This is a genomic window from Achromobacter arsenitoxydans SY8 (assembly GCF_000236785.1).
In the GTDB taxonomy this organism is placed as follows: Bacteria; Pseudomonadota; Gammaproteobacteria; order Burkholderiales; family Burkholderiaceae_B; genus Achromobacter; species Achromobacter arsenitoxydans.
The window spans coordinates 26,510-47,560 of sequence record NZ_AGUF01000008.1 but is presented as its reverse complement, the minus strand read 5'-3'; the positions used below and the strand labels follow the sequence as shown (position 1 = coordinate 47,560).

Annotated in this window: 16 protein-coding genes; 12 read left to right on the top strand and 4 right to left on the bottom strand. The window is 64.3% G+C overall.

The genetic code is table 11. The features are described from left to right. Nucleotides 1–106 precede the first annotated feature (106 nt). The 3 genes from KYC_RS01690 to KYC_RS01680 all read right to left on the bottom strand — a co-directional run bounded on the left by KYC_RS01690 (nt 107) and on the right by KYC_RS01680 (nt 6,092). The gene (locus KYC_RS01690; RefSeq protein ID WP_008158212.1) at nt 107–1,588 is read right to left on the bottom strand and encodes an efflux transporter outer membrane subunit; all 1,482 of its coding nucleotides are present in this window, start codon (nt 1,586–1,588) and stop codon (nt 107–109) included. 69 nt (nt 1,589–1,657) lie between these two features. Further along, entirely contained in the window at nt 1,658–4,873 is a 3,216-nt protein-coding gene (locus tag KYC_RS01685; protein ID WP_008158209.1) for an efflux RND transporter permease subunit, read from the bottom strand. 25 nt (nt 4,874–4,898) lie between these two features. Further along, nucleotides 4,899–6,092, bottom strand: coding sequence for an efflux RND transporter periplasmic adaptor subunit (locus KYC_RS01680; protein ID WP_008158207.1), 1,194 nt, complete (start codon nt 6,090–6,092; stop codon nt 4,899–4,901). 387 nt (nt 6,093–6,479) lie between these two features. Here KYC_RS01680 and KYC_RS01675 point away from each other — a divergent pair, with 387 nt between their 5' ends. The 12 genes from KYC_RS01675 to KYC_RS01625 all read left to right on the top strand — a co-directional run bounded on the left by KYC_RS01675 (nt 6,480) and on the right by KYC_RS01625 (nt 20,065). Further along, nucleotides 6,480–7,547, top strand: coding sequence for a LysR family transcriptional regulator (locus tag KYC_RS01675; RefSeq protein WP_008158205.1), 1,068 nt, complete (start codon nt 6,480–6,482; stop codon nt 7,545–7,547). Between the two features lie 155 nt (nt 7,548–7,702). Further along, the gene (locus KYC_RS01670) at nt 7,703–8,815 is read left to right on the top strand and encodes an AI-2E family transporter (protein WP_008158202.1); all 1,113 of its coding nucleotides are present in this window, start codon (nt 7,703–7,705) and stop codon (nt 8,813–8,815) included. 203 nt (nt 8,816–9,018) lie between these two features. Then, nucleotides 9,019–9,795: a phytanoyl-CoA dioxygenase family protein gene (locus KYC_RS01665; protein WP_008158201.1), complete on the top strand. Its 777-nt coding sequence runs from the start codon at nt 9,019–9,021 to the stop codon at nt 9,793–9,795. 158 nt (nt 9,796–9,953) lie between these two features. Next, nucleotides 9,954–10,760: a pyrroline-5-carboxylate reductase gene (gene proC / locus KYC_RS01660; protein ID WP_008158198.1), complete on the top strand. Its 807-nt coding sequence runs from the start codon at nt 9,954–9,956 to the stop codon at nt 10,758–10,760. Nucleotides 10,761–10,863: 103 nt separating this feature from the next. Next, complete coding sequence (locus KYC_RS30030) at nt 10,864–10,998, top strand: hypothetical protein (protein ID WP_008158197.1); 135 nt, start codon at nt 10,864–10,866, stop codon at nt 10,996–10,998. A 188-nt stretch (nt 10,999–11,186) separates the two neighbouring features. After that, nucleotides 11,187–12,518 (top strand): type VI secretion system Vgr family protein, encoded by a 1,332-nt coding sequence (locus KYC_RS29850; RefSeq protein ID WP_008158195.1) that lies wholly within the window; start codon nt 11,187–11,189, stop codon nt 12,516–12,518. A gap of 21 nt (nt 12,519–12,539) precedes the next feature. Next, complete coding sequence (locus KYC_RS29845) at nt 12,540–13,325, top strand: bacteriophage T4 gp5 trimerisation domain-containing protein (protein WP_008158193.1); 786 nt, start codon at nt 12,540–12,542, stop codon at nt 13,323–13,325. Then, the gene (locus KYC_RS01650) at nt 13,325–14,254 is read left to right on the top strand and encodes a DUF4123 domain-containing protein (protein ID WP_008158191.1); all 930 of its coding nucleotides are present in this window, start codon (nt 13,325–13,327) and stop codon (nt 14,252–14,254) included. The genes KYC_RS29845 and KYC_RS01650 overlap by 1 nt, the downstream gene beginning before the upstream one ends. Nucleotides 14,255–14,263: 9 nt before the next feature. After that, the gene (locus tag KYC_RS01645; protein ID WP_139026487.1) at nt 14,264–17,095 is read left to right on the top strand and encodes a toxin VasX; all 2,832 of its coding nucleotides are present in this window, start codon (nt 14,264–14,266) and stop codon (nt 17,093–17,095) included. A gap of 257 nt (nt 17,096–17,352) precedes the next feature. Beyond that, complete coding sequence (locus KYC_RS29400; protein WP_139026486.1) at nt 17,353–18,039, top strand: DUF6708 domain-containing protein; 687 nt, start codon at nt 17,353–17,355, stop codon at nt 18,037–18,039. A 345-nt stretch (nt 18,040–18,384) separates the two neighbouring features. Further along, entirely contained in the window at nt 18,385–19,221 is an 837-nt protein-coding gene (locus tag KYC_RS29840; RefSeq protein ID WP_238531874.1) for a PadR family transcriptional regulator, read from the top strand. 28 nt (nt 19,222–19,249) lie between these two features. Continuing rightward, nucleotides 19,250–20,065, top strand: a complete 816-nt coding sequence (locus KYC_RS01625; RefSeq protein ID WP_008158178.1) for a siderophore-interacting protein — start codon at nt 19,250–19,252, stop codon at nt 20,063–20,065. A gap of 10 nt (nt 20,066–20,075) precedes the next feature. Here the strand turns inward: KYC_RS01625 and KYC_RS01620 are convergent, their stop codons facing one another. Then, nucleotides 20,076–20,966 (bottom strand): LysR family transcriptional regulator, encoded by an 891-nt coding sequence (locus KYC_RS01620; protein ID WP_008158175.1) that lies wholly within the window; start codon nt 20,964–20,966, stop codon nt 20,076–20,078. Nucleotides 20,967–21,051: the final 85 nt, after the last annotated feature.

Here is a 21,051-nt window from a genome sequence, read left to right as displayed (position 1 = left end):
TCAGGCTCACCCGTTTCATATGACGACCATCTCACACGGGTGTCAGACACCGGCGAGCAAGCGTTGCCGCCGCCACGCCGATGCCGGCCGGGTACTGCGCCGCGATTTACTTCGCCGCCACCTGGTCGGGCGGCACCGGGTTCTCCCAGCCGCCGCCGATGGCGCGGATCAGGCCGACGGCGGAGCGGGCCTGTTCGCCGCTGAGCTGGACCGAGACGCGCTGTTGCAGCAGGACGCTGCGGTCGGCTTCGATGACGTCGAGGTAGCTGATGGAGCCTTCGCGGTATTGCGTGTGCGAGAGCTTGGCGGCGCGGGCTGCGGCTTCCACTGCGGCGTCCTGGGCCTTGGTCTGGTCGGCCAGGATGCGCAGGTTGGCCAGGTTGTCTTCCACTTCGCGGAATGCGTTGAGGACGGTCTGGCGGTAGACGGCGACATCTTCCTCGTACACGGCGCGGGCGCGGTCCAGGCCGGCCTGGCGGCGGCCGCCGTCGAAGATGGGCATGGACAGCGCGGCGCCGACCAGGGGGCCCAAGAGGAACGTGCGGCTGGACCACTGGAACAGGTTGCCCAGGTCCGAGGACTCGTAGCCGAAGGCGCCGGTGATGTCCAGGCGCGGGAAGAACGCGGACTTGGCGGCGCCGATGCGGGCGTTGGCGGCGGCCATGGCGCGTTCGGCGGCTGCGATGTCGGGGCGGCGTTCCAGCAGCGTGGACGGCAGGCCGGCCGGGATCGACAGCGCGACCTTTTCGATGGGCTGCGGCGGCATGGTGAAGTCCGACGGGGCGCGGCCCAGCAGCACGGCCAGCGCGTGTTCGGCGGTGGCGCGGCGGCGGTCGATGCCCAGGGCTTCGGATTGCGCGGAGGCCAGTTCGGCCTTGGCGCGCGCCAGGTCCAGTTCGCTGATGTCGCCGGCGTCGTAGCGGCGCTGGATGAGCTGCAGTGTCTCGGTGCGCAGCTTGACCGTCTGGTGGTAGAGGCGCGATTCGGCGTCCTGTTCGCGCACCAGGAAGTAGGTCGTGGCGACGTCGGCCTGCAGGGCCAGCAGTACGGACCGGTAGAGCGCTTCGCTCTGCTGGGCGTCGGCGGTGGCGGCGTCGGCCGTGGAGGCGACGCGGCCGAAAAGGTCGGCCTCGTACGACACTGTGCCCTGGGCGCGCCAGGTGGTCACGGGCGAGGTGGGCGTGCCGTCGGGCAGTCCTTGCGAAACGGCCGACGGACGCTGGCGGTTGGGGCCGAAGCCGGCGTCCAGGCTGGGGAAGAAGCCCGAGCGGGCTTCGCGCTGCAGTGCGCGGGCCTGGGTCAGGCGCGCGGCAGCGGCCTGCAGGTCCTGGTTGGCGCGCTGGGCTTCTTCTTCAAGCTGGTTCAGGCCTTCGTCGCCGAACACCTTCCACCAGGCGCCCCGCAGCGCGTCTTCGGACGGCTCGGCGGGCTTCCAGGAGCCGGCTTCGGACGCGGGCAGGGCGGCTTCCTTGAAGGCCGCCGGCGTGGCGGCCGCGGGCCGTTCGTAGGTGGGACCCACCGCGCAGCCGGCCAGCACGAGCAGCAGGGCCAGCAGGGCGGATCCTCGGGTCAGTCTTTTGATCATCATGACTATTCTCTTTGGCGCGCGCCCCGGCCCGATGGGCGGGGCGCGCTGGCTTCTCTTCTATCTGCCCGCTCAGGCGTGGTGCTGCGGGGCGGGCGGCGCGTTCGGGTCGATGTGCGGCATGCACACGGGCGCTTCATGGGGCGCGGCCGAATGCAGCTTCTTGCCGCCGATGGAGCGCAGCAGCACGTAGAACACCGGCGTGAGGAACAGGCCGAACAGGGTCACGCCCAGCATGCCGAAGAACACGGCTACGCCCATGGCGTGGCGCATTTCCGAACCCGCGCCCGAGGACAGCACCAGCGGCACCACGCCCATGATGAACGCGATGGACGTCATCAGGATCGGGCGCAGGCGCAGGCGGCTGGCTTCGATGGCGGCTTCGAGCGGCGAGCGGCCGTTCATTTCCAGTTCCCGCGCGAATTCCACGATCAGGATCGCGTTCTTCGCCGACAGCCCCACCAGCACCATCAGACCGATTTGCGTGAAGATGTTGTTGTCGTTGCCGGTGAGGTAGACGCCGGTCAGCGCCGCCAGGATGCTCATGGGCACGATCAGGATCACGGCCAGCGGCAGGGTCAGGCTTTCGTACAGGGCGGCCAGCACCAGGAACACGAGCAGCACGCTGATCGGGAACACCCACAGGCCGGCGTTGCCCGCCAGGATCTGCTGGTACGTCAGGTCGGTCCATTCGAACTTCACGCCGCGCGGCAGCGTTTCCGCGGCGACGCGCTCGGCCGCGGCTTGCGCCTGGTCGGACGAATAGCCGGGGGCCGGACCGCCGTTGATGTCGGCGGCGGTGTAGCCGTTGTAGCGCACCACCATTTCAGGACCGAAGGTCTGCTTGACCGTCACCAGCGACGACAACGGCACCATGTCGCCCGCGGCGTTGCGGGTCTTGAGCTGCAGGATGTCGTCGGCATGCGCGCGGAACGGGGCATCGGCCTGCGCCCGCACCTGGAATACCCGGCCGAAGCGGTTGAAGTCGTTGACGTACATGGAGCCCAGATAGATCTGCATGGTGTCGAAGACTTCCGTCACCGGCACGCCCAGCTGCTTGGCCTTTACGCGGTCCAGGTCGACATCCAGCTGCGGCACGTTGATTTCGTAGCTGGAGAACGTGGGGCCGAGTTCGGGCGTCTGGCGCGCTTTTTCCAGGAATGCCTGCTTGGCCTTGTCCAGTTCGGCATAGCCCAGCGCGGAGCGGTCTTCCAGCTGGAGCTTGAAGCCGCCCAGCGTGCCCAGGCCCATCACGGGCGGGGGCGGGAACACGGCGATGAACGAATCCTGGATGGACGCGAACTTCTGGTTCAGCGAGGCCGCGATGGCGTTGCCGGACAGATCGGCGCTCTTGCGCTCGTCAAACGGCTTGAGCGTGACGAACACGATGCCGGCGCTGGAGCTGTTGGTGAAGCCGTTGATCGACAGGCCGGGGAAGGCGATGGCCGACTGCACGCCCGGTTCCTTCAGGGCGATGTCGCTCATGCGGCGGATCACGTCTTCGGTGCGGTCCAGCGAGGCGCCGTTGGGCAGCTGCGTGAAGCCGATCAGGTATTGCTTGTCCTGCGCGGGCACGAATCCGCCGGGCACCAGGTAGGACACGCCGATGGTAGCGGCAACCAGCACGGCGTACACGCCCATGGCGCCCGCCTTGCGGCGGATGACGCTGGCCACGCCCGTGCCGTAGGACTCGGACGCGCGGCCGAACATGTTGTTGAACCAGTTGAAGAAGCGGCCGAAGACGCGGTTCATGCCGCGGGTCAGCCAGTCAGGCTTGTCGTGGTGGCTCTTGAGCAGCAGGGCCGACAGCGCGGGCGACAGGGTCAGCGAGTTGAAGGCCGAGATCACCGTCGAGATGGCGATGGTCATGGCGAACTGCTTGTAGAACTGGCCGGTCAGGCCCGTCATGAAGGCCAGCGGCACGAACACGGCGCACAGCGTCAGCGCGATGGCGATGATGGGGCCGCTGACTTCGCGCATGGCGCGGTAGGTCGCATCGCGCGGACTGAGCCCCGCCGCGATGTTGCGTTCTACGTTTTCCACCACCACGATGGCGTCGTCCACCACGATCCCGATGGCCAGCACCATCCCGAACAGCGATAGCGCGTTGATCGAATAGCCGAACACCAGCAGCAGCGCGAAGGTGCCGACGATGGACACAGGCACCGCCAGCAGCGGGATGATGGACGCGCGCCAGGTCTGCAGGAACAGGATCACCACCAGCACCACCAGCGCAATGGCTTCCAGCAGCGTATGCACCACGGCTTCGATACTGGAACGCACGAATTGCGTGGGGTCGTATTCGATGCGGTATTCCACGCCCGGCGGGAAGTCCTGGGCCAGTTCGGCCATGGCGGCGCGCACTTGGCTGGACACGTCCAGCGCGTTGGCGCCCGGCGATTGCATGATGCCCATGCCCACCGCCTGCTTGTTGTCCAGCAGCGAACGCAGACCGTATTCCTGCGCATCCAGTTCCACGCGGGCCACGTCGGACAGGTGCGTCACGGCGCCGTCCGGCGAGGTCTTCAGGATGATGTCGCGGAATTCGTCCTCGGTCTGCAGACGGCCGCGCGCATTGACGTTCAGCTGCAGCGGCACGTCGCCCTGCGTGGGCGAGGCGCCGATGACGCCGGCCGCCACCTGCACGTTTTGCTCGCGGATCGCGGCGACGACTTCGGACGCGGTCATGCCGCGCTGCGCGACCTTCTGCGGGTCCAGCCACACGCGCATGGAGTAGTTGCCCGAGCCCCACACCGTCACTTCGCCCACGCCCGTGATGCGGGCCAGGCGATCCTTGATGTTCAGGATCGAGTAGTTGCGCAGGTACGTGATGTCGTAGCGGTCATTGGGCGAGATCAGGTGGACCACCAGGGTCAGCGTGGGCGAACTCTTGGCCGTGGTTACGCCCAGGCGCTGCACGTCCGGCGGCAGGCGCGGCAACGCCTGCGACACGCGGTTCTGCACCAGCTGCTGCGCCTTGTCCGGGTCCACGCCCAGCTTGAAGTTCACCGTCAGCGTCAGGTTGCCGTCGCTGTTGGCCTGCGACTGCATATACAGCATGTCTTCCACGCCGTTGATGGACTCTTCCAGCGGCGAGGCGACGGTTTCGGCGATGACCTTGGGGTTGGCGCCCGGATACTGCGCGCGGACCACCACCGACGGCGGCACCACTTCCGGGTATTCGGAGATGGGCAGCTGGAACATGGCCAGAAGGCCCGCCAGCAGCACCAGGATGGACAGCACGCCGGCGAAGATCGGCCGGTCGATGAAGAATTTCGAGATATTCATGGACGTTCTCGTTAGACGCGCCGGCTCAGTTCTGCGCCGAGGCGGTCTTGACCGGGTTGCGCTTGGCGGCAACCATGGGGACGACAGTCGGGGTCACGGCGTCGCCGGGACGGATGCGCTGCAGGCCGTTGACGACAATGCGCTCGCCGGCGGCCAGGCCGGAATCGACCACGCGCAGGCCTTCCTGGTTGGCGCCCAGCTTCACCTGGCGGTACACGGCGTGGTTCTTGTCGTCCAGCACCAGCACGAAGCGCTTGTCCTGGTCGGTGCCGATGGCCCGTTCGTCGATCAGCACGGCCGAACGCGGGTCGCTGCCGCCCAGGCGGACGCGGGCGTACAGGCCGGGGAGCAGCGTGCCGTCGGCGTTGTCGAACTCGGCGCGCACGCGGATGGTGCCGGACGTGGCGTCCAGGCGGTTGTCCACCGATTGCACGATGCCCGTGCGCGAATAGCCGTCTTCATTGGCCAGGCCCAGTTCGACCGGCACCGCGCCGGCGCGGCCGTTGCGGGCGGGGTTCACGTAGCGCAGGAAGGTTTGTTCGTCCACGTCGAACGATGCGTACATCTTGGACACCGACACCAGCGTGGTCAGCGGCACCGACGCGGCGCCGGCGGCTACCACGTTGCCGACGGTGACTTCGGCGCGCGACACGCGGCCGGCCACGGGCGCCTCGATGCGCGTGTAGCCCAGGTTCAGCTTGGCGTAGTCCAGCGCGGCCTGCGCGCCCTGCAGGTTGGCGGCGGCCTCGCGCGAGGCGTTCTGCTTTTCCTCGAAATCGCGGCGGGCGATGGCGTTGTCGGTCAGGAGGCGCTGGCCGCGGGCCAGTTCCGACGCCGTGTAGGCGGCGCGGGCCTTGGCGGCCGTCAGCGCGGCGGCGGCGCGGTCCACTTCGGCCGCATAGGGACGCGGGTCAATCGTGAAGAGCACGTCGCCCTTCTTGACGATGCTGCCGTCCTGGAAGTGGACGGCGGTCAGCGTGCCCGACACGAGCGGGCGGATGTCGACGCGGTCGATGGCTTCCAGGCGGCCGGAATAGCGCTGCCAGTCCACGATGGTCTTGCTGACGACTTCGGCCACTTCGACCGGGGGCGCGGCGGGGGCGCCCTGCGCCATGGCGACATTGCCGGCGGCCGGGCCGCGGGTCAGGGCATAGCCGCCGCCGGCCGCCAGCACGGCTGCAAAGACGACGAGCACAGCAATACGATTACGCGAAACCATGATGTTTCCTTGAGTGGTTTTCAGGGCGAAAGCGCGCTTGCCCGTGACCTGGGGCGGGGAGGCGGCGGCGCGGCGGGGATGCCAGTCCTAAGACTCCGGGGTTATATGGATATGCTGCTGTGCAACATCGACCGGGGTCGGCTATCCAGGGGCTGCGGGCGCCTGATCAGGGCGGGTCGCTGCGGGTTCGGAATCTGAGGATTGACATGCCCTTTGATGGCGCCGGGCGGCAAGGGCACTTCAAGATGGTTTGCATTCTGAGTGTTTTGCGGGGCCGGATAAACCCGTGTTTCCCGGCAACACTGTTCGTGTAGAATGACTAATCGGCGGCAAAATCGGGTTATGCTCCGTTCACCCCGACTTATTTGCCCAAAGGACACCCTTGCCATGGACCGCTTTCAGGCTATGCAGGTGTTTGTGCGCGTCGTGGACGCCAATAGCTTCACCCGGGCGGCCGACAGCCTATCGCTTCCGCGCACCACCGTCACCACCATCATCCAGAACCTAGAACGCCTGCTGGGCGTGCGCCTGCTCAACCGCACCACGCGCCGCATCGGCCTGACGCCCGACGGCGCGGGCTATTACCAGCACTGCGTGCGCATCCTGGCCGACGTCGAGGAAACCGAGGCCTGCTTCCAGGAAGCCGCCCTGCGCCTGAAGGGCCGGCTGCGCATCGACGTGCCGACCTGCATCGGCCGCCTGATCCTGATTCCCTCATTGTGTGATTTCCACGACAAATACCCGGACGTCGAACTGGTCCTGGGCCTGGGCGACCGTCCGGTCGACATGGTGCAGGAAGCCGTGGACTGCGTAATCCGCGCCGGCGACCTGGAAGATTCCAGCCTGGTCGCCCGCCGCATCGGCACCCTGCAGACCGTGACCTGCGCGTCGCCCACCTACGTGGCGCGGCACGGCATGCCGACCACGATCGAATCGTTGCGCGACCACCACGCCGTGCATTATTTCTCCAGCCGCACCGGCCGCAATTGCGCCTGGGACTTCAAGGTGGACGGCAAGCACCAGGAAGTGGACATGAAGGGCACGGTGGCCGTGAATGAAGCCGGCGCCTACCTGGACTGCGGGCTGAAGGGCTTCGGCCTGATCCAGACGGCGCGCTACATGGCGCTGCCTTACCTGCAATCGGGCGAACTGATCGAGATCCTGCCCCAGTGGAAGCCCAGTTCCACGGCGATTTCCGTGCTGTACCCGCAGAGCCGCCAGCTGTCGCCCAAGGTGCGCGCATTTGCGGACTGGGTGGCCGAGCTGTTCGCGGGCTGCCCGCTGCTCAGCGGTCGCGACGAAACCGATCCGGCCGCCGCGTCCTGCGCCGTCTATCAGCGCAATCAGGGACAGACCCCTGCCGTACAGCCGACGATCCCGACCGTGCCGGCGCTGGCCGACATGCCGCCACGCCGCCGCACCGCGCGCGAAGAGGCAGCCGAGTACGTCCTGTAAAAGGGCAGGCACATGGCGGACCGCCGTGTCCGCCATGTGCGTTAAGCACGGGAAACCCCGTAGTAAATACAGCCCTTACGTCCCTCGAATGGCGTGAAACGTCTGTATAGTCCGACAGTCAAAGCCTACAACGCCCTTAACTGTCGATCCGCGCTATGCAGCCTGTTCTACCCGCTTACCTGATCGCCCGTTGGCTGTTGCTGCTTGTGCTGTTGGCGGGGGTTTACTTTCTTAGCGGATTCCTGGTTCCGGCCCTGGCGGCGCTGATCATCGGCCTGGCCAGCTGGCCGCTATACCAGCGGCTGGTCGCGCGCTGCGGCGGCCGCACGGCCCTGGCCGCCTCGCTGGCGCTGCTGGTGGTCATCGTGGTGCTGATCGTGCCGATGTCGCTGGCGCTGTCCTATGCCATCAAGGAAGCCAGCGCCTTCTTCGCCTGGGCCATCGCGGCCAACCGTCATGGCGTCGCGGTGCCCGCCTGGATCACGTCCATGCCCGTCGTGGGCGAACGCCTGGGGCAGTACTGGGAATCCTATATCGGTCAGCCCCACGCGCTGGGCGCGCTGGTCGAGGCCGTCAGCGGCGAACACCTGGGCAATATCTACCGCATGGTGCTGGCGGCCACGGGCAACGTGTTCCAGCTGCTGTTGACCGTGTTGTTCATGCTGATCACGCTGTTCTTTGTCTACAAAGACGGTATCCGCATGGTCGCCCAGCTGGACGTGCTGGGCGAACGCATCCTGCCCGCGCGCTGGCTGCGTTTTTCGCGCGTGGTCCCGGCCACCATCAATTCCACCGTCACCGGCATGGGCCTGATCGCCCTGGGCGAAGGCCTGGTGCTGGGCATCGCCTACTGGGTGGCCGGCGTGCCGTCGCCCGTGCTGCTGGGCGTGGTGACCGGCTTCATGGCGCTGATCCCGGGCGGCGCGCCGCTGTCGTTCACGCTGGTGTCGCTGTATCTGGTGGGCTCCGGCCACCTGGTGGCGGGCATTGCGCTGATGGTCTGGGGCAGCGTGGAACTGTTCATTGTCGACAAGACGCTGCGCCCGCGCCTGGTGGGCGGTCCCGTGAAGCTGCCGTTCCTGCCCACGTTTTTCGGTTTGGTCGGGGGCGTGAAGACCATGGGCATCGTCGGGCTCTTCGTGGGCCCGGTGCTGATGGCGCTGCTGGTGGCGGTATGGCGCGAATGGGTGCACCATGAAGTGCAGGAGCGCGACGCCGCCCGGCTGAATCCGCCTGGGGCCAGCCCCAAGAAAACACCGGCAACTTGAAATCGGCACGGCCGGTTAGGTGCGGCCGGCTAGGCACGGCCGGTTAGGCGCGGCCGACTAGGCGCGGCCGGCCAGGTGCGGCCGGCAAGGCGCGCCCCGGCGGTTTTGGTAATCTAGCCGTCCCGCGTCACCGGCGCCTTGTCCGGTGCGCGCCTGCCCGCATGCAGACGCGTCGCCTACGCCGCGGGCTGTGAAGGATCGAGATGTCCGGGTTACTGCCTGATGATCAGATAGCCGTCCTGCGCGAGCAGGGGTTCGTGGTGGCGCGTCAGTTCGCCAGCCCCGACCAGGTGGCCGCGCTGCGCGCGCTGGCCGAACGCCATTTGCGCGATCACGTCGCGCCCATCGAATATGAAGCCGACCTGCGCTATCCCGGCGCGCCCGAATCGCGCGCCGCCGAAGGCGGGCTGACCGTGCGCCGGCTGCTCAGCGCCTACGCCCGCGACCCCCTGTTCGCGCGATGGGCCGCCGACCCGCGTATCGGCCAATGGCTGGCGCGCTATTTCAACGAGACGCCGGTGCTGTCCACGGTGCACCACAACTGCGTGATGACCAAGCATCCTGCCTACGGCAGCCTGACCGGCTGGCATCAGGACATTCGCTACTGGTCGTTTTCCGACACGGATCTGGTGTCCTGTTGGCTGGCCCTGGGTACGGAAACCCGGGCCAACGGCGGGTTGTCGTTCATCCCGGGCTCGCATGCGGCCGCGTTCACGCCCGATCAGTTCGACGAGCAGAAATTCTTCCGCGACGACGCGCCGCAAAACGCCGACTGGATCGCACGGGCGGTGTGCCCTGACCTGGAGGCGGGCGACGTCGTGTTCTTCCATTGCCGCACGCTGCACGCCGCCCAGGGCAACCGCAGCGACCGCGTCAAGCTGTCGGTGGTTCACACCTATCACCCGCAGTCCTGCCACCCGGTTCCGGGCACGCGTTCGGCCTCGCAGCCGGGGGTGCCGCTGGCGGGCGTATCCCCTTGAACGGGTTGACTGGCGCTTACTCGCATCCCGCAGGCGCTGATGTCGATTCCCGCCGCAGAGCGCGAAAATGGCCGTAGACTGTCGGACCGAAAAAACACGCCGAGGCGGTGCGCAAGCGCTGACTCGACCTGCAATCCATTCTCTGGAACTGAAGCAACATGCGTGAAAAGATCGTTTTCATCGGCGGCGGCAATATGGCCTCCGCCATCATCGACGGCCTGCTAGGCCAGGGCCGGGCATTGACCGACTTCCTGGTGATCGAGCCCTATGCGCCCACCCGCGACGGGCTGATCGCACGCGGCCTGCCGTGCCGCGAAAGCGTCGGCCCCGAGATCGGCGATGCCGCGCTGTGCGTGCTGGCCACCAAGCCCCAGGTGCTGCGCGAGGCCTGCGGGCAGATCCATCAGCACCTGCCGTCCGCGGCCACCGTGGTCAGCATCGCCGCCGGCGTCGAGCTGGCCTCGCTGACCGACTGGCTGGGCGGCCACGCGCGCATCGTGCGCGCCATGCCCAACACGCCGGCCAAGGTGGGCCTGGGCATGACCGGCCTGTACGCCACGCCCGCCTGCGGCAAGGCCGAGCGCGACCAGGTCGACGCGCTGTTCGCCGCCGTGGGTGAACGCATCTGGACCGACACCGAGGCCATGATCGACGCGGTTACCGCCGTGACGGGCAGCGGTCCCGGCTACGTGTTCCACTTCATGGCGGCGCTGGAAAAGGGCGCCATTGAACTGGGCTTTGCGCCCGCCGACGCGCGCCGGCTGTCGGTCGCGGCATTCCGCGGCGCGGCCGAACTGGCCGCCAGCGAAGACGTGGCCTTGACCGAACTGCAGGAGCGCGTCACGTCCAAGGGCGGCACCACCTACGCCGCGCTGTCGCACATGCAGGAAGCGGGCGTGGCCACAGCCATCGTCCAGGCCGTGCATAAGGCCGAACAGCGCGCGCGCGAACTGTCCGCGGGCTAGCGCCGGGGCGCGTGGCCCCAGGGAATCGGCGCGCCGTGGGTCTACGGCGGCGCCTCGGGCGGCTCCTATAGTCGGGGCTTCCCGACCCGACCGCCGGCCGCCCATGTCCACCGCCACTCTTTCCCGCCGGACCGCCTTGCTGCTGCTTGCCGTGGTGGTGCTGGCCTGGGGCTTCACCTGGGGCGTCAGCAAGCCGGCGTTTTCATCTGGCGCGGAAGCCCCCCTCCGAGACTATTAGGGAAAGTCCTAGCAATCGCCCGATAGATCAGGACTAGTCCCGTATACGGGAAGCCAGCAATTGCGCAGGATTGAGCGCTAAGTCCAAGCGCGTCCACTGCAATCCGTCGATTCAAACGGGACGCCTGTTCACAGGCGGACTATTCGCCATTTCCGGCGAACAAGGCCTGCCGCTGCACGGAGCACGCCTTGCCTTCCCAATCCGACCTACGCTTCACGTTCGACCTCATCGGCAGCGAGGCGCCGCACGACGTATTCGAGGTCATCGAGTTCGAACTGCGCGAAGCGCTGTCCCAGACTTATCTGCTTTCCATCGACCTGGCCTGCGCCAATCCCGCCGTGGACTTCGGCCAGGTGCTGGACCGTCCCGCGCGCCTGACCATCTGGCATGGCGACACGCCGGTCCGCTACGTGCACGGGGCCATTTCCGCATTTTCCCAAGAGAACACAGGGTTCCGACGGACCCGCTACCGCGCCGTCGTCGAACCGCGCCTGGCGCGCCTGAAGCTCAGCGCTGACTGGCGCATCTTCCAGACGCTTACCGTCCCGCAGATTGCCGAGGCCGTGCTCAAAGCTCATGGCCTGACCCAGGACTACGAACAGCGCGTCACCACCGAGCACCTGGCCCGCGAATACTGCGTGCAGGCCGGCGACACCGACTACGACTTTCTTGAGCGCATCATGCGCGAGGAAGGCTTTTTCTATTCCTTCCGCCACAGCGCCGAGGGCCACCAGTTGGTCCACAGCGACCGCCTGTTCATCCACGGCCGCATCGGCGACGAGCCCGTGCAATACAACCCCACGCCCGGCGGCGACCAGCCTCAGCCTGCGCTACGCCGCTTCGCCTACGCCGAGAACGTGTGTACCGCGCGCCAGACCCAGCGCGACTACACCTTCAAGCATCCCAGCTACGCCCACGAACACAGCCGCGACGGCCAGGACCTGGGCCACCAGGGCGCCCGCTACGAGCGCTACGACTATCCCGCCCGCGCCAAGTTCGACGAGGCTGGTCGCCCCTTTGCCGAAAACCGCCTACGCGGCCACCGCCGCGATGCACGCATGGCCGTGGTCGAGGGCGACGATCCGCGCCTGCAGCCCGGCATCTCCTTCACCCTGGCGGGCCACCCCCGGGACGATATGAACCGCGGCTGGCGGCCGGTCAACATCGTCCACTACGGTACGCAGCACACCAGCCAGGCCGAAGAAAGCGCCGACGCCGGCCAGGGCACGTCCTACCGCTACGAAGCCGAACTGGTGCCGGACGACGCCGAATGGCGCGCCGAACCGCTGCCAAGGCCGCGCATCGACGGGCCGCAAAACGCCGTAGTGGTGGGGCCAAAAAATGAGGAAATATTTACCGACGAATACGGCCGCGTAAAGGTCCAGTTCCCCTGGGACCGCCAGGGCCAACAGGACGAATACAGCTCCTGCTGGATCCGCGTATCGCAAAACATCGCCGGCGCCACCTGGGGCCACATGGCCATTCCGCGCATCGGCCAGGAGGTCATCGTCTCGTACTAAACCGGCGACCCGGACCAGCCGGTGATCACCGGGCGCACCTACAACCGCCTGCAGTTGCCGCCCTACGAACTGCCGCGCCACAAGACGCGCATGACCATCAAGACCCAGACCCACAAGGGCGAGGGCTACAACGAAATCCGCTTCGAGGACGAAAAAGACCAGGAAGAGATCCACGTCCACGCGCAGAAAGACCAGAACATCCACGTCAACCACGACGAGACCACGTTTGTCGGGCACGACCGCAGCGAACAGGTCGAGCACGACGAAACCATCGCCATCGGCCACGACCGCAAGGAGACCGTGGGCAACGATGAGCAGGTGACCATCGGCCAGGACCGGCGGCATGACATCGGCCAGGATGATTTTCTGACCGTGGGGCGCAATCACACGATCCACACGGGCAAGGACCGGACCGAAGAGGTAGGCAATCACCGGCGGGACAAGACCGTGGCGAATCATTGGGTGAGTGTTGGCGGGCATCAGGAGCACACGGTGGAAGGGCACGCGGAACTGCAAGCCGGCCAGGCCATCCGCCACTGCACCAAGGTCTACGAAATCGAAGCTGCGCACAACCTCTCCCTCAAGGGGCCTGGAGGGACTATTCGCATTGATGACTCTGGCATCACCCTTGATGGCATCACCATCCTGATGAAAGGACCGATGAACCAAATGGGCGGAGGAACTAGGAACGCCCTTGCTCTTGCCGCGGCGCCCACCACCGGGCAAGGCATGGATCGGGCATGCGCCATGCGCGCCGACGGCTCTTGCACTCGTCGGCCCTGTCCTTGCGAGAAGGGAGCCGCGTGATGAACGCTGTGACGAAGCAATCGTCGTGGTCACGTCAAGTTGTGGACGTTATGCCTTCCCTGAACTGGGCCATGCTGCAACAAGGGCCTCGGCCATGGCTCTGCCTGGACGGCGCATGCAGCGAAACGCTCGAAGAGGATGTGCAGGCGGTCACCAAGAGTCTTGATTATCGTTGGGCTTGGCGCGGTACAGCCTGGGAGTACAGCTTCCCCGGATATCGCCAAGGTCCTTTATTGGTGCCGCTCGACGAGGCGCTGCTCACCTTCGCGCTAGACCATTGGTTGCGACAGCAGGCGGGACTGATTTTGCAGGGACCCGATGATCGCGACAGCCTTTTGGCTCACCTTCAACAATTGCACCAGTTGGAGGGATCTGATGGGCTTCCAATTGGTTTCCGCCTTCATGCGATGCGTTCCCTCGAAGAGCTCTGCGAGGGGTTGCCGGACGACCGACGGTTGGACCTGTTCGGCCCCATCCAGCGCTTTATCTGGCATTCGGAGGCGGGGTCATCGGGCGAATGGTTGTATGCCGATTCACCCGCGACCAATCAATCCGCTTCAAAACCAGACAGCGTCATCACATTGACGCCAAATGACGAAGACGCCCTCGACCAAGCCAGCCTCGCATGGTTCATGCGCGATTGCGCGCGCGAAACCTGTCAAAGGATCCCGGCCTACGGCCTTGCCGAAAATGAAAGGGTGCTCTGGGGAAATCTGAGTTGCTTTGTCGGTGAAGCGACCGATCAACTGGCCTTGACGGCTGAGTGTGACGTTCGCCGCTACGTAGCGCTGCGCTTCGAACACCCGCAGGAGTTCTTCGCCAAAGATGCCGCGTTGCGCGAAATTCTGGTCAAGAAGCACTTGCAAGGGAAGCAGCGATTACTCGAGGCCGAGGCGCGGCTGACGACTTTAGCTAGCGCGAATTCTTGAAGGAACCCCATGACGACGCCTTATAAAAAGGCCCTAGGCCCGAATCGTCCCAACGAGAAGCGACTGGGAATGGCGATCTCGCCACCGCCGTGTGAGCGATGTATTCCTATCTACCCGTTGCGCTATGGAATCTCCGATCGCGCTATCGACAAAGCGGTATTTCCCACACTAACCACCGCGGGCTACCCCGCGCTTGCGGGAAGCAAGGCCTACGGTTTGCGCGTCCTGCGTCCGGGCACCTACGTCTACCTCTGCTATTTCGAGAACGGCAGAATGTGGACACAGCACTATCAAGTTACCCCGGATGTGCGATTCGCCAGAATTTGGTGGGGCCCCTCCGATGAGGATGACGCTACGCCCGGACGACTCGCACGCCCTGATACGGCCGGCGCAAGGGTATTTCTCTCTGCCCCGGAAAGCAAAACCGCAGAAATCGTCTACTTGCTGGTAAGCGATACCTTGCTTACCCATCGCACCCTCTGGAATATCGAAACCAATAAGGACGGATTGCGCGACACATTGGCCACCAAGTGCATGCCGGCCGGAGGCGTGGAGCAAACACACGCCTTCGATGTCGCGCTGCTCGGTGTCACGACGGCCGAACTTCTGCCACCCGCAGTGTATGGCGCGCCCAGGCATTTCGAATGGAGCGAAATCCGGTTCTCCGAAAGCGTGCCAAACGTCAGCAGCATCTTTAGCGATATGCACATCGCATTGCGACCACGCGCGGACATTAAGCCGTTCGCGATCGTCCTGCAAGATCCGATTGGAATTGCCAGCGAGCTCCACTACCAGGTCACGAATGCCGTAGCGGACAAGACCAAGTATGCCGGCAAGAATGCCCATAAGTTGCAGAGCGCAACGCTCATCGCCAATTATTTCGAATCCATGAAGGCGCAGGCTGCAGCTTCTCCGGACCTGTCCAAAGTCCTCGCCAGGCAGCGTAATTTGGTGAACTACGCCGGGGCAATGTCGTTTCCCGATATCTACAGCAAGAGGATCAAAGAGTTTGAAAAAGCCATAGCCACGACGGTGAACGATTCTATCGCCTGGGTGATGCTCATCGGCCCCAACAGGCTGTTGGGAAAAGCGCTCAGCTGCTTTGATCTGACTTCGCTTCACAACGCTCGGGATTATGAGAGCGCAGTTTTCCAGTGCATCGGAGGCTTGGTCCACACCAAGGACGGGGCCACGGTCATCGAGCAGTTAATTACCCTCCCCATAGACAAAAGCCCCTATTGGCTGGCGCTTGCCAACGGCAACGAACTCCTGCTGGCTCGCTTGAGAGCCGGTGGCGCTTCAATCGCCAAGAATATGTTCGAAGTAATGGACAAATTCATGGAAGAGCATGCGATCACGCCTGCCACCAACGCACTTATAGGCTTGTTGCAAGCCCTCCCCCAATCAAAGCAGGCAGACATACTGGTGCGGCGCCTGCGGCATGTGGCGGAGATCAGGGCCAACGCGACCATCGTTGGCTATGAACTTCCGTTAGCCCATCTGGAACGCGCGGCCTATGAATTCCAAGGCTACCAATCGCTCGGCCCCGAGCGCTTGCGGGGATGGAAAATGCCGTCTCCGAGGGCGAACCAAGCCGATCTGGAGGCGCGGGTCTTGTTCTATGACTGGGTTAAGGTCGGCGAAACGACTTATCGTGAACTCGACAGCGCGCCGGACGAGCGGCCTGCGCTGCCTCCGGCTCGAGCCATTCGGATGGAGGGAAATCCATTTGTCAATGCGGTGAATCGGATGCGTGGTCCTGCGGGACATTTTTTCACGGGTCTTGGAGGATACCTGGCGCTTGTGGGAATGATTAATGCCCAAAAAGAACTAAGCAGCAACAGAGACAATACCGCCACTAAGATCAGCGTTTGGGGTGCTGGAAGCGCTTTGATTGGAGCCGCGATAGAGATCAGCGCAAGTGTTGTTGCCGAAATTGCCAGAGTCCGCGGAACCACAGCTCTGGCTACCGTCGCCAAGGTATTTTCGGCTAAAAGCGGTATTGCTATTTTTGGCGCTGGCGGGGCGGGATTAGCGGCCGCGGCAGAGGCGGTTAGAGCCGTCGGAGCTTTCAATACCAGCAATCGACAGCAAGGGTTGATGTTTCTCTTTTCGGCCATTTCCAGCGGCGTGCTCGCCGTTGCAACATGGGCTGGAGGCATGGCTATTGCGGCTACTGTGTCTGGCGGTGGAGGAGCCGTCGCATTTCTTGGACTCACTCCAGGGGGATGGGCGATTATCGCACTTGGTGCAATAGTAGCAATCATTGGATTTGCTCTCGGTGTCGACATCACCAAGCACGGTCCAGTGGAAATATGGCTCAAGCATAGCGCTTGGGGAGTTGATAGCCGTCATTACACAAATACAGAGGAGCTTGATGCCGTCTACAGTCTCAATTACCGGCCACGACTTACCGCGGAATGGGATCGCGCAACCGGTCATTCAGTAGGCACTCTACGCATTAACTGTGAGCTTCCGGGCATCAATGACATGCCGGGCGAGCGATTTCAAACCACCCTTTCATTTACCCTGCGCGGCACAAAAATCACTCGTGTCAATGGGCCAATTATGCATGCCGCAGGAATAAATCCTATCAACTATGACAGTGAATGCTTGGTCACTCCGATAGGCGGCACTGGTAAAGAATGTGGCTGGTCGATTCAAATGCATAAGGACACAAAGGTGGCCCTGGAATATTTATACTTCCCGGACCCTGAGCGACAACCCGGCTTGGCGTTGCAGCAGCCAGATGCACCGGCAGCGCTAGTGTTCACATCAGATGGCTGGTTCAAAAGTCCGATTGACCCAGCCAAACTCGAGCCGGTTAGAGATCCCAGATAATGTCTGGAATTAAACGGCTACCCGACAATCTCCGCATTGGCGGCACCCACCTACACAAACATAGGCCCACAGGCGAGCCTCCGCAGCCGGATGGCGTGCGTAGAATCAATAATTATTGCATTGAACTAGAAACTTTTGCGAACTCCACTCAACGCGGGGCCGCTGGAGCCATTGGGCTGTCAATAATTTCCTCAATCGGAATATTTTTGCTTTCGCTATTTGTTATTGGGGCAGGGAAATTGACACTAGAGGACGTCATGGACATTGCCCTCTACATCCCGCTTTTGCCCGCGATAATATCTTTATTCTACTTCGCCGGTGGCGCCCATCGGAGTCGCGGAGGCTTTATACGCATCCACCGAGAGACCCGTAAGCTTTATTTCATCTACCCGCGCCAAAAGCGTCTGCATGTCCTGGACTGGGACCAACTGGAAGTCCTGGCTGGATTTATACCTATCGTATCCGCAAGTGGCTATGCCAGCCGACACCCGCTTTATCTCATTGGCATAGACTACAGCATGGATCCTCCTACCGAAATCTGTGCCGCATGCGGCAACCTTGGCCTGTTCGATGGCGACAGATCCGCCAGATCGCTATGGTCGTACCTGCAAGTCTTCATGGAACGCGGTCCAGACGACCTGCCCAGACCCGCGCCAATCCCCCCCCGACAAAGCCGTTGGCAATCGACCCTGCAACCGTACCGAGATTGGCGTGCAGGTCTGCGTCGGACGCTGGCGAAGCCCTACGGCTTGCTCAAAACTCCTATCACCATTCCGCTGTGGCTGGGTTGGCTGCTGATCAACGCGTTTCCGGATAGCGTCGAGGCTTTCATCCAATACAACGTGCCCTACACGCAGTTTCCAAAGGAGATTGACCGGCTATGCGGATTTGAAGTGAAGCGCAAACCAGTGATTCGTGTCGACGGCGAGCGTATTGATCCGTAATCCGATTTTTCATGTCAATGAGCATGTCGTGGCTGGTAAGCGAAATCACTGTTTCATGTGTTTGAGCCGGAATCGCCTTTCTCATTGCGCATATGCGACACCTGGAATTTCGCAACAGCACACTTGTCGGCTGGGGACGTGAACACCAACTCGTAATCGGATTTCACCCGGAACTTGTTTTCGTCTGTGAGCCTGCACGAGCCGCTTAGCGCATCACTGCTGGCGGGCATGGCGCTGATCGTGGGAGGTATTGCGGCGGGGGGGGTGGAACGGCGGGCTTGACGCTCGGCATTCGCCGGGTATATCGTACGAGCTATATCGTAAGATACATCTTAAGAGCTAATCATGCGCCAATCCCATTTCTTTGCCGCGTTCCACCGCGCCATCGAGGCCCGGCGCGCTCACGGGCGCCACGGCCATTCCCATCATCACGGGCCCCATGCCCATGGCCAGCACGGCCATCCTGAATACCATCACGGCCATCCCGAGCATCGCCATGGCCATCACGAGCCTCATCACGCGCATGCCGGGCATCGCCATGCCCACGGCAACCGTCATCATCACCACCGCCATGCCAGCGCGGGCGGCGACTGGTTCTCGGGCTCGCCTGACGGCCGTGGCGATGCCGATGGCTTCGGCGGCGACGGCCGCGGCTTCACCCGCAGCCGCAAGGTGTCGGGCGACGACCTGCAGCTCATGCTGCTGGGTCTGCTGGAACAGAACCCCAGCCATGGCTACGAACTCATCAAGGCGCTGGGCGCGTTGAGCAACGGCTTCTACACACCCAGCCCGGGCATGGTCTATCCCGCGCTGACCTACCTGGAAGAACTGGGCTACGCCACCGTCGAACAAGAGGGCGCAAAGAAGCGCTACCACTTGGCCGAACCCGGCAAGGCGCACCTGGACGCCAATCGCGACCGCCTGTCGATGATGTTCAACAAGCTCAAGCACGTGGCGCGCAAGATGGACTGGATGCGCCAGGCCTGGAGCGGCCAGCAGCGCGCCACCGGCCCCGAGGGCGAGGATTCCCGCACCGGCTGGGTGCCCGAATTCGTGGAGGCGCGTCAGGCGATCAAGCGCGCGCTGCTGGAACGCACCGATGCCTCACCCGCCGAACAACGGCGCATCGCCGCCATCCTGGCGCGCGCCACCGACGAGATCACCGGCAAATCCAGCGCCTGATTCCTTCTAGAAATTTATTGGAGTTCCGATGACCCGTACCGACCTGAACGTAGAGCGCGTGCGCCACAACCTGAAGATGCGCACGCTGACCGTGGCCCGCGTAGAACGCATCGCCGGCCTGCTGGCGCGCATCACCTTCACCGGCGAGGACCTGCAGGACTTCGTGTCCGCGTCCTTCGATGACCACGTGAAGATCTTTTTCCCCGCCGATCCCTCGCAAGCCCCGGTGCTGCCCAGCGCCGGCCCCGACGGCATCAAGTTCCCCGAAGGCGTGGCCAGGCCGGCCGCGCGCGACTACACGCCGCGCCGTTTCGACGCGGCGCGCCAGGAACTGGAAATCGAATTTGTGCTGCACGGCGACGGGCCTGCGTCGACCTGGGCCGAACAGGCGCGGGCCGGCCAGCAACTGGGCATCGGCGGTCCGCGTGGTTCCTTCGTGGTGCCCAAGGCGTTCGACTGGCATGTGCTGATTGGCGACGAAACCGCGCTGCCGGCCATCGCGCGCCGCCTGGAAGAACTGCCCGCCACGGCCCAGGCGATTGTCGTGGCAGAAGTGCCTGCTGCGTCCAACGAGATCCCGCTGGCGACGTCCGCGCAGGCATCGGTGCGCTGGCTCCACCGCAACGGCACCGCGCCCGGGTACAGCACTCTGTTGCTCGAAGCCGCGCGCGAACTGGCGTTGCCGCCGGGCGAGGGCTACGTATGGGTGGCGGCGGAATCGGCCACGGCCAAGGCCGTGCGCGAGATCATGGTGGCGCAGCACGGCATCGACAAGAGCCGCATCCGCGCCGCCAGCTACTGGAAGCGCGGCGCCGTGGCCGTGCACGAATCGCACGACGACTGAGCGTTGCGCGTCATCCCTTGCGCGGGGCGCGGGCCAGCGCCTGCAGGTTCGCGGCCCGCCCGCCGGGCGCATCCTGGCGCACCGCCAGTCCCAGCACCGCGCGCGGCCAGTCCAGCGCAAAAGGGCGGTAGACCACGCCGTCCGGCCGCAGATGGCGCAGGGACGCCGGCACGATCGCCACGCCCATCCCCGCCGCCACCAGGTTCACCGCTGACGACAGCTGCGGGGCCTGCTGGCCGATCAGCGGATTCAGGCCGTGCTGGCGGCATGCCGCCATGATGTCCGCGCTGAGCCCGTAGCCCGATTTGCGCGAATACAGGATGAAGTGTTCGCGTTCCAGGTCCGCGGGCGCAAGACGTTTGCGGCGCGCCAGCGCGTGTCCCAGCGGCAGCGCCACCACCAGCGGTTCCTGCACCAGCTGCGTGAACGCCAGCCCGCCATCCAGTGCGAAGGGCGGCCGCACGAACGCGGCGTCTATCGCGCCGTCGCGCAACTGCGCCACCAACGTTTCGCTGTCGCCTTGCGACAGCGTCATTTCCACTTCCGGGTAGAGCGCCCGGTACTGGCGGATCAGTTCGGTCACCACGCCGTTGAATGACGCCGATTCCGTGAAGCCCAGGGTCAGTTCGCCGACCTCGCCGCGGGCGGCGCGTTGGGCGGTGCGCACGGCGGCGTCCGCGCGTTGCAGGATGTCCTGCGCACAAGCCAGAAAAGCCCGCCCCGCGTCGTTCAGCGCCACGCCGCGTCCCGTGCGGTCAAACAGCGGCGTGCCCACTTCCTGTTCAAGCTGGCGAATCTGCTGGCTGAGAGGCGGCTGCGCCATGCCCAACAGTTCGGCCGCGCGCGTGAAGTGCTGGGCCTCGGCGGTGACGACGAAATAGCGGAGATGGCGCAATTCCATATTGATACCTAGAACATCCTGATTATCAATTTTTAATATATTGGACATTCTAATTCGTCAGGCCGATCATGCAGGCATCCGCTCA

Coding starts and splice junctions, on each gene's coding strand:
- KYC_RS01690 (WP_008158212.1), bottom strand. CDS start 1,588: ATGATGATCAAAAGACTGACCCGAGGATCCGCCCTGCTGGCCCTGCTG.
- KYC_RS01685 (WP_008158209.1), bottom strand. CDS start 4,873: ATGAATATCTCGAAATTCTTCATCGACCGGCCGATCTTCGCCGGCGTG.
- KYC_RS01680 (WP_008158207.1), bottom strand. CDS start 6,092: ATGGTTTCGCGTAATCGTATTGCTGTGCTCGTCGTCTTTGCAGCCGTG.
- KYC_RS01675 (WP_008158205.1), top strand. CDS start 6,480: ATGGACCGCTTTCAGGCTATGCAGGTGTTTGTGCGCGTCGTGGACGCC.
- KYC_RS01670 (WP_008158202.1), top strand. CDS start 7,703: ATGCAGCCTGTTCTACCCGCTTACCTGATCGCCCGTTGGCTGTTGCTG.
- KYC_RS01665 (WP_008158201.1), top strand. CDS start 9,019: ATGTCCGGGTTACTGCCTGATGATCAGATAGCCGTCCTGCGCGAGCAG.
- proC (WP_008158198.1), top strand. CDS start 9,954: ATGCGTGAAAAGATCGTTTTCATCGGCGGCGGCAATATGGCCTCCGCC.
- KYC_RS30030 (WP_008158197.1), top strand. CDS start 10,864: ATGTCCACCGCCACTCTTTCCCGCCGGACCGCCTTGCTGCTGCTTGCC.
- KYC_RS01650 (WP_008158191.1), top strand. CDS start 13,325: ATGAACGCTGTGACGAAGCAATCGTCGTGGTCACGTCAAGTTGTGGAC.
- KYC_RS01645 (WP_139026487.1), top strand. CDS start 14,264: ATGACGACGCCTTATAAAAAGGCCCTAGGCCCGAATCGTCCCAACGAG.
- KYC_RS29400 (WP_139026486.1), top strand. CDS start 17,353: ATGGACATTGCCCTCTACATCCCGCTTTTGCCCGCGATAATATCTTTA.
- KYC_RS29840 (WP_238531874.1), top strand. CDS start 18,385: ATGCGCCAATCCCATTTCTTTGCCGCGTTCCACCGCGCCATCGAGGCC.
- KYC_RS01625 (WP_008158178.1), top strand. CDS start 19,250: ATGACCCGTACCGACCTGAACGTAGAGCGCGTGCGCCACAACCTGAAG.
- KYC_RS01620 (WP_008158175.1), bottom strand. CDS start 20,966: ATGGAATTGCGCCATCTCCGCTATTTCGTCGTCACCGCCGAGGCCCAG.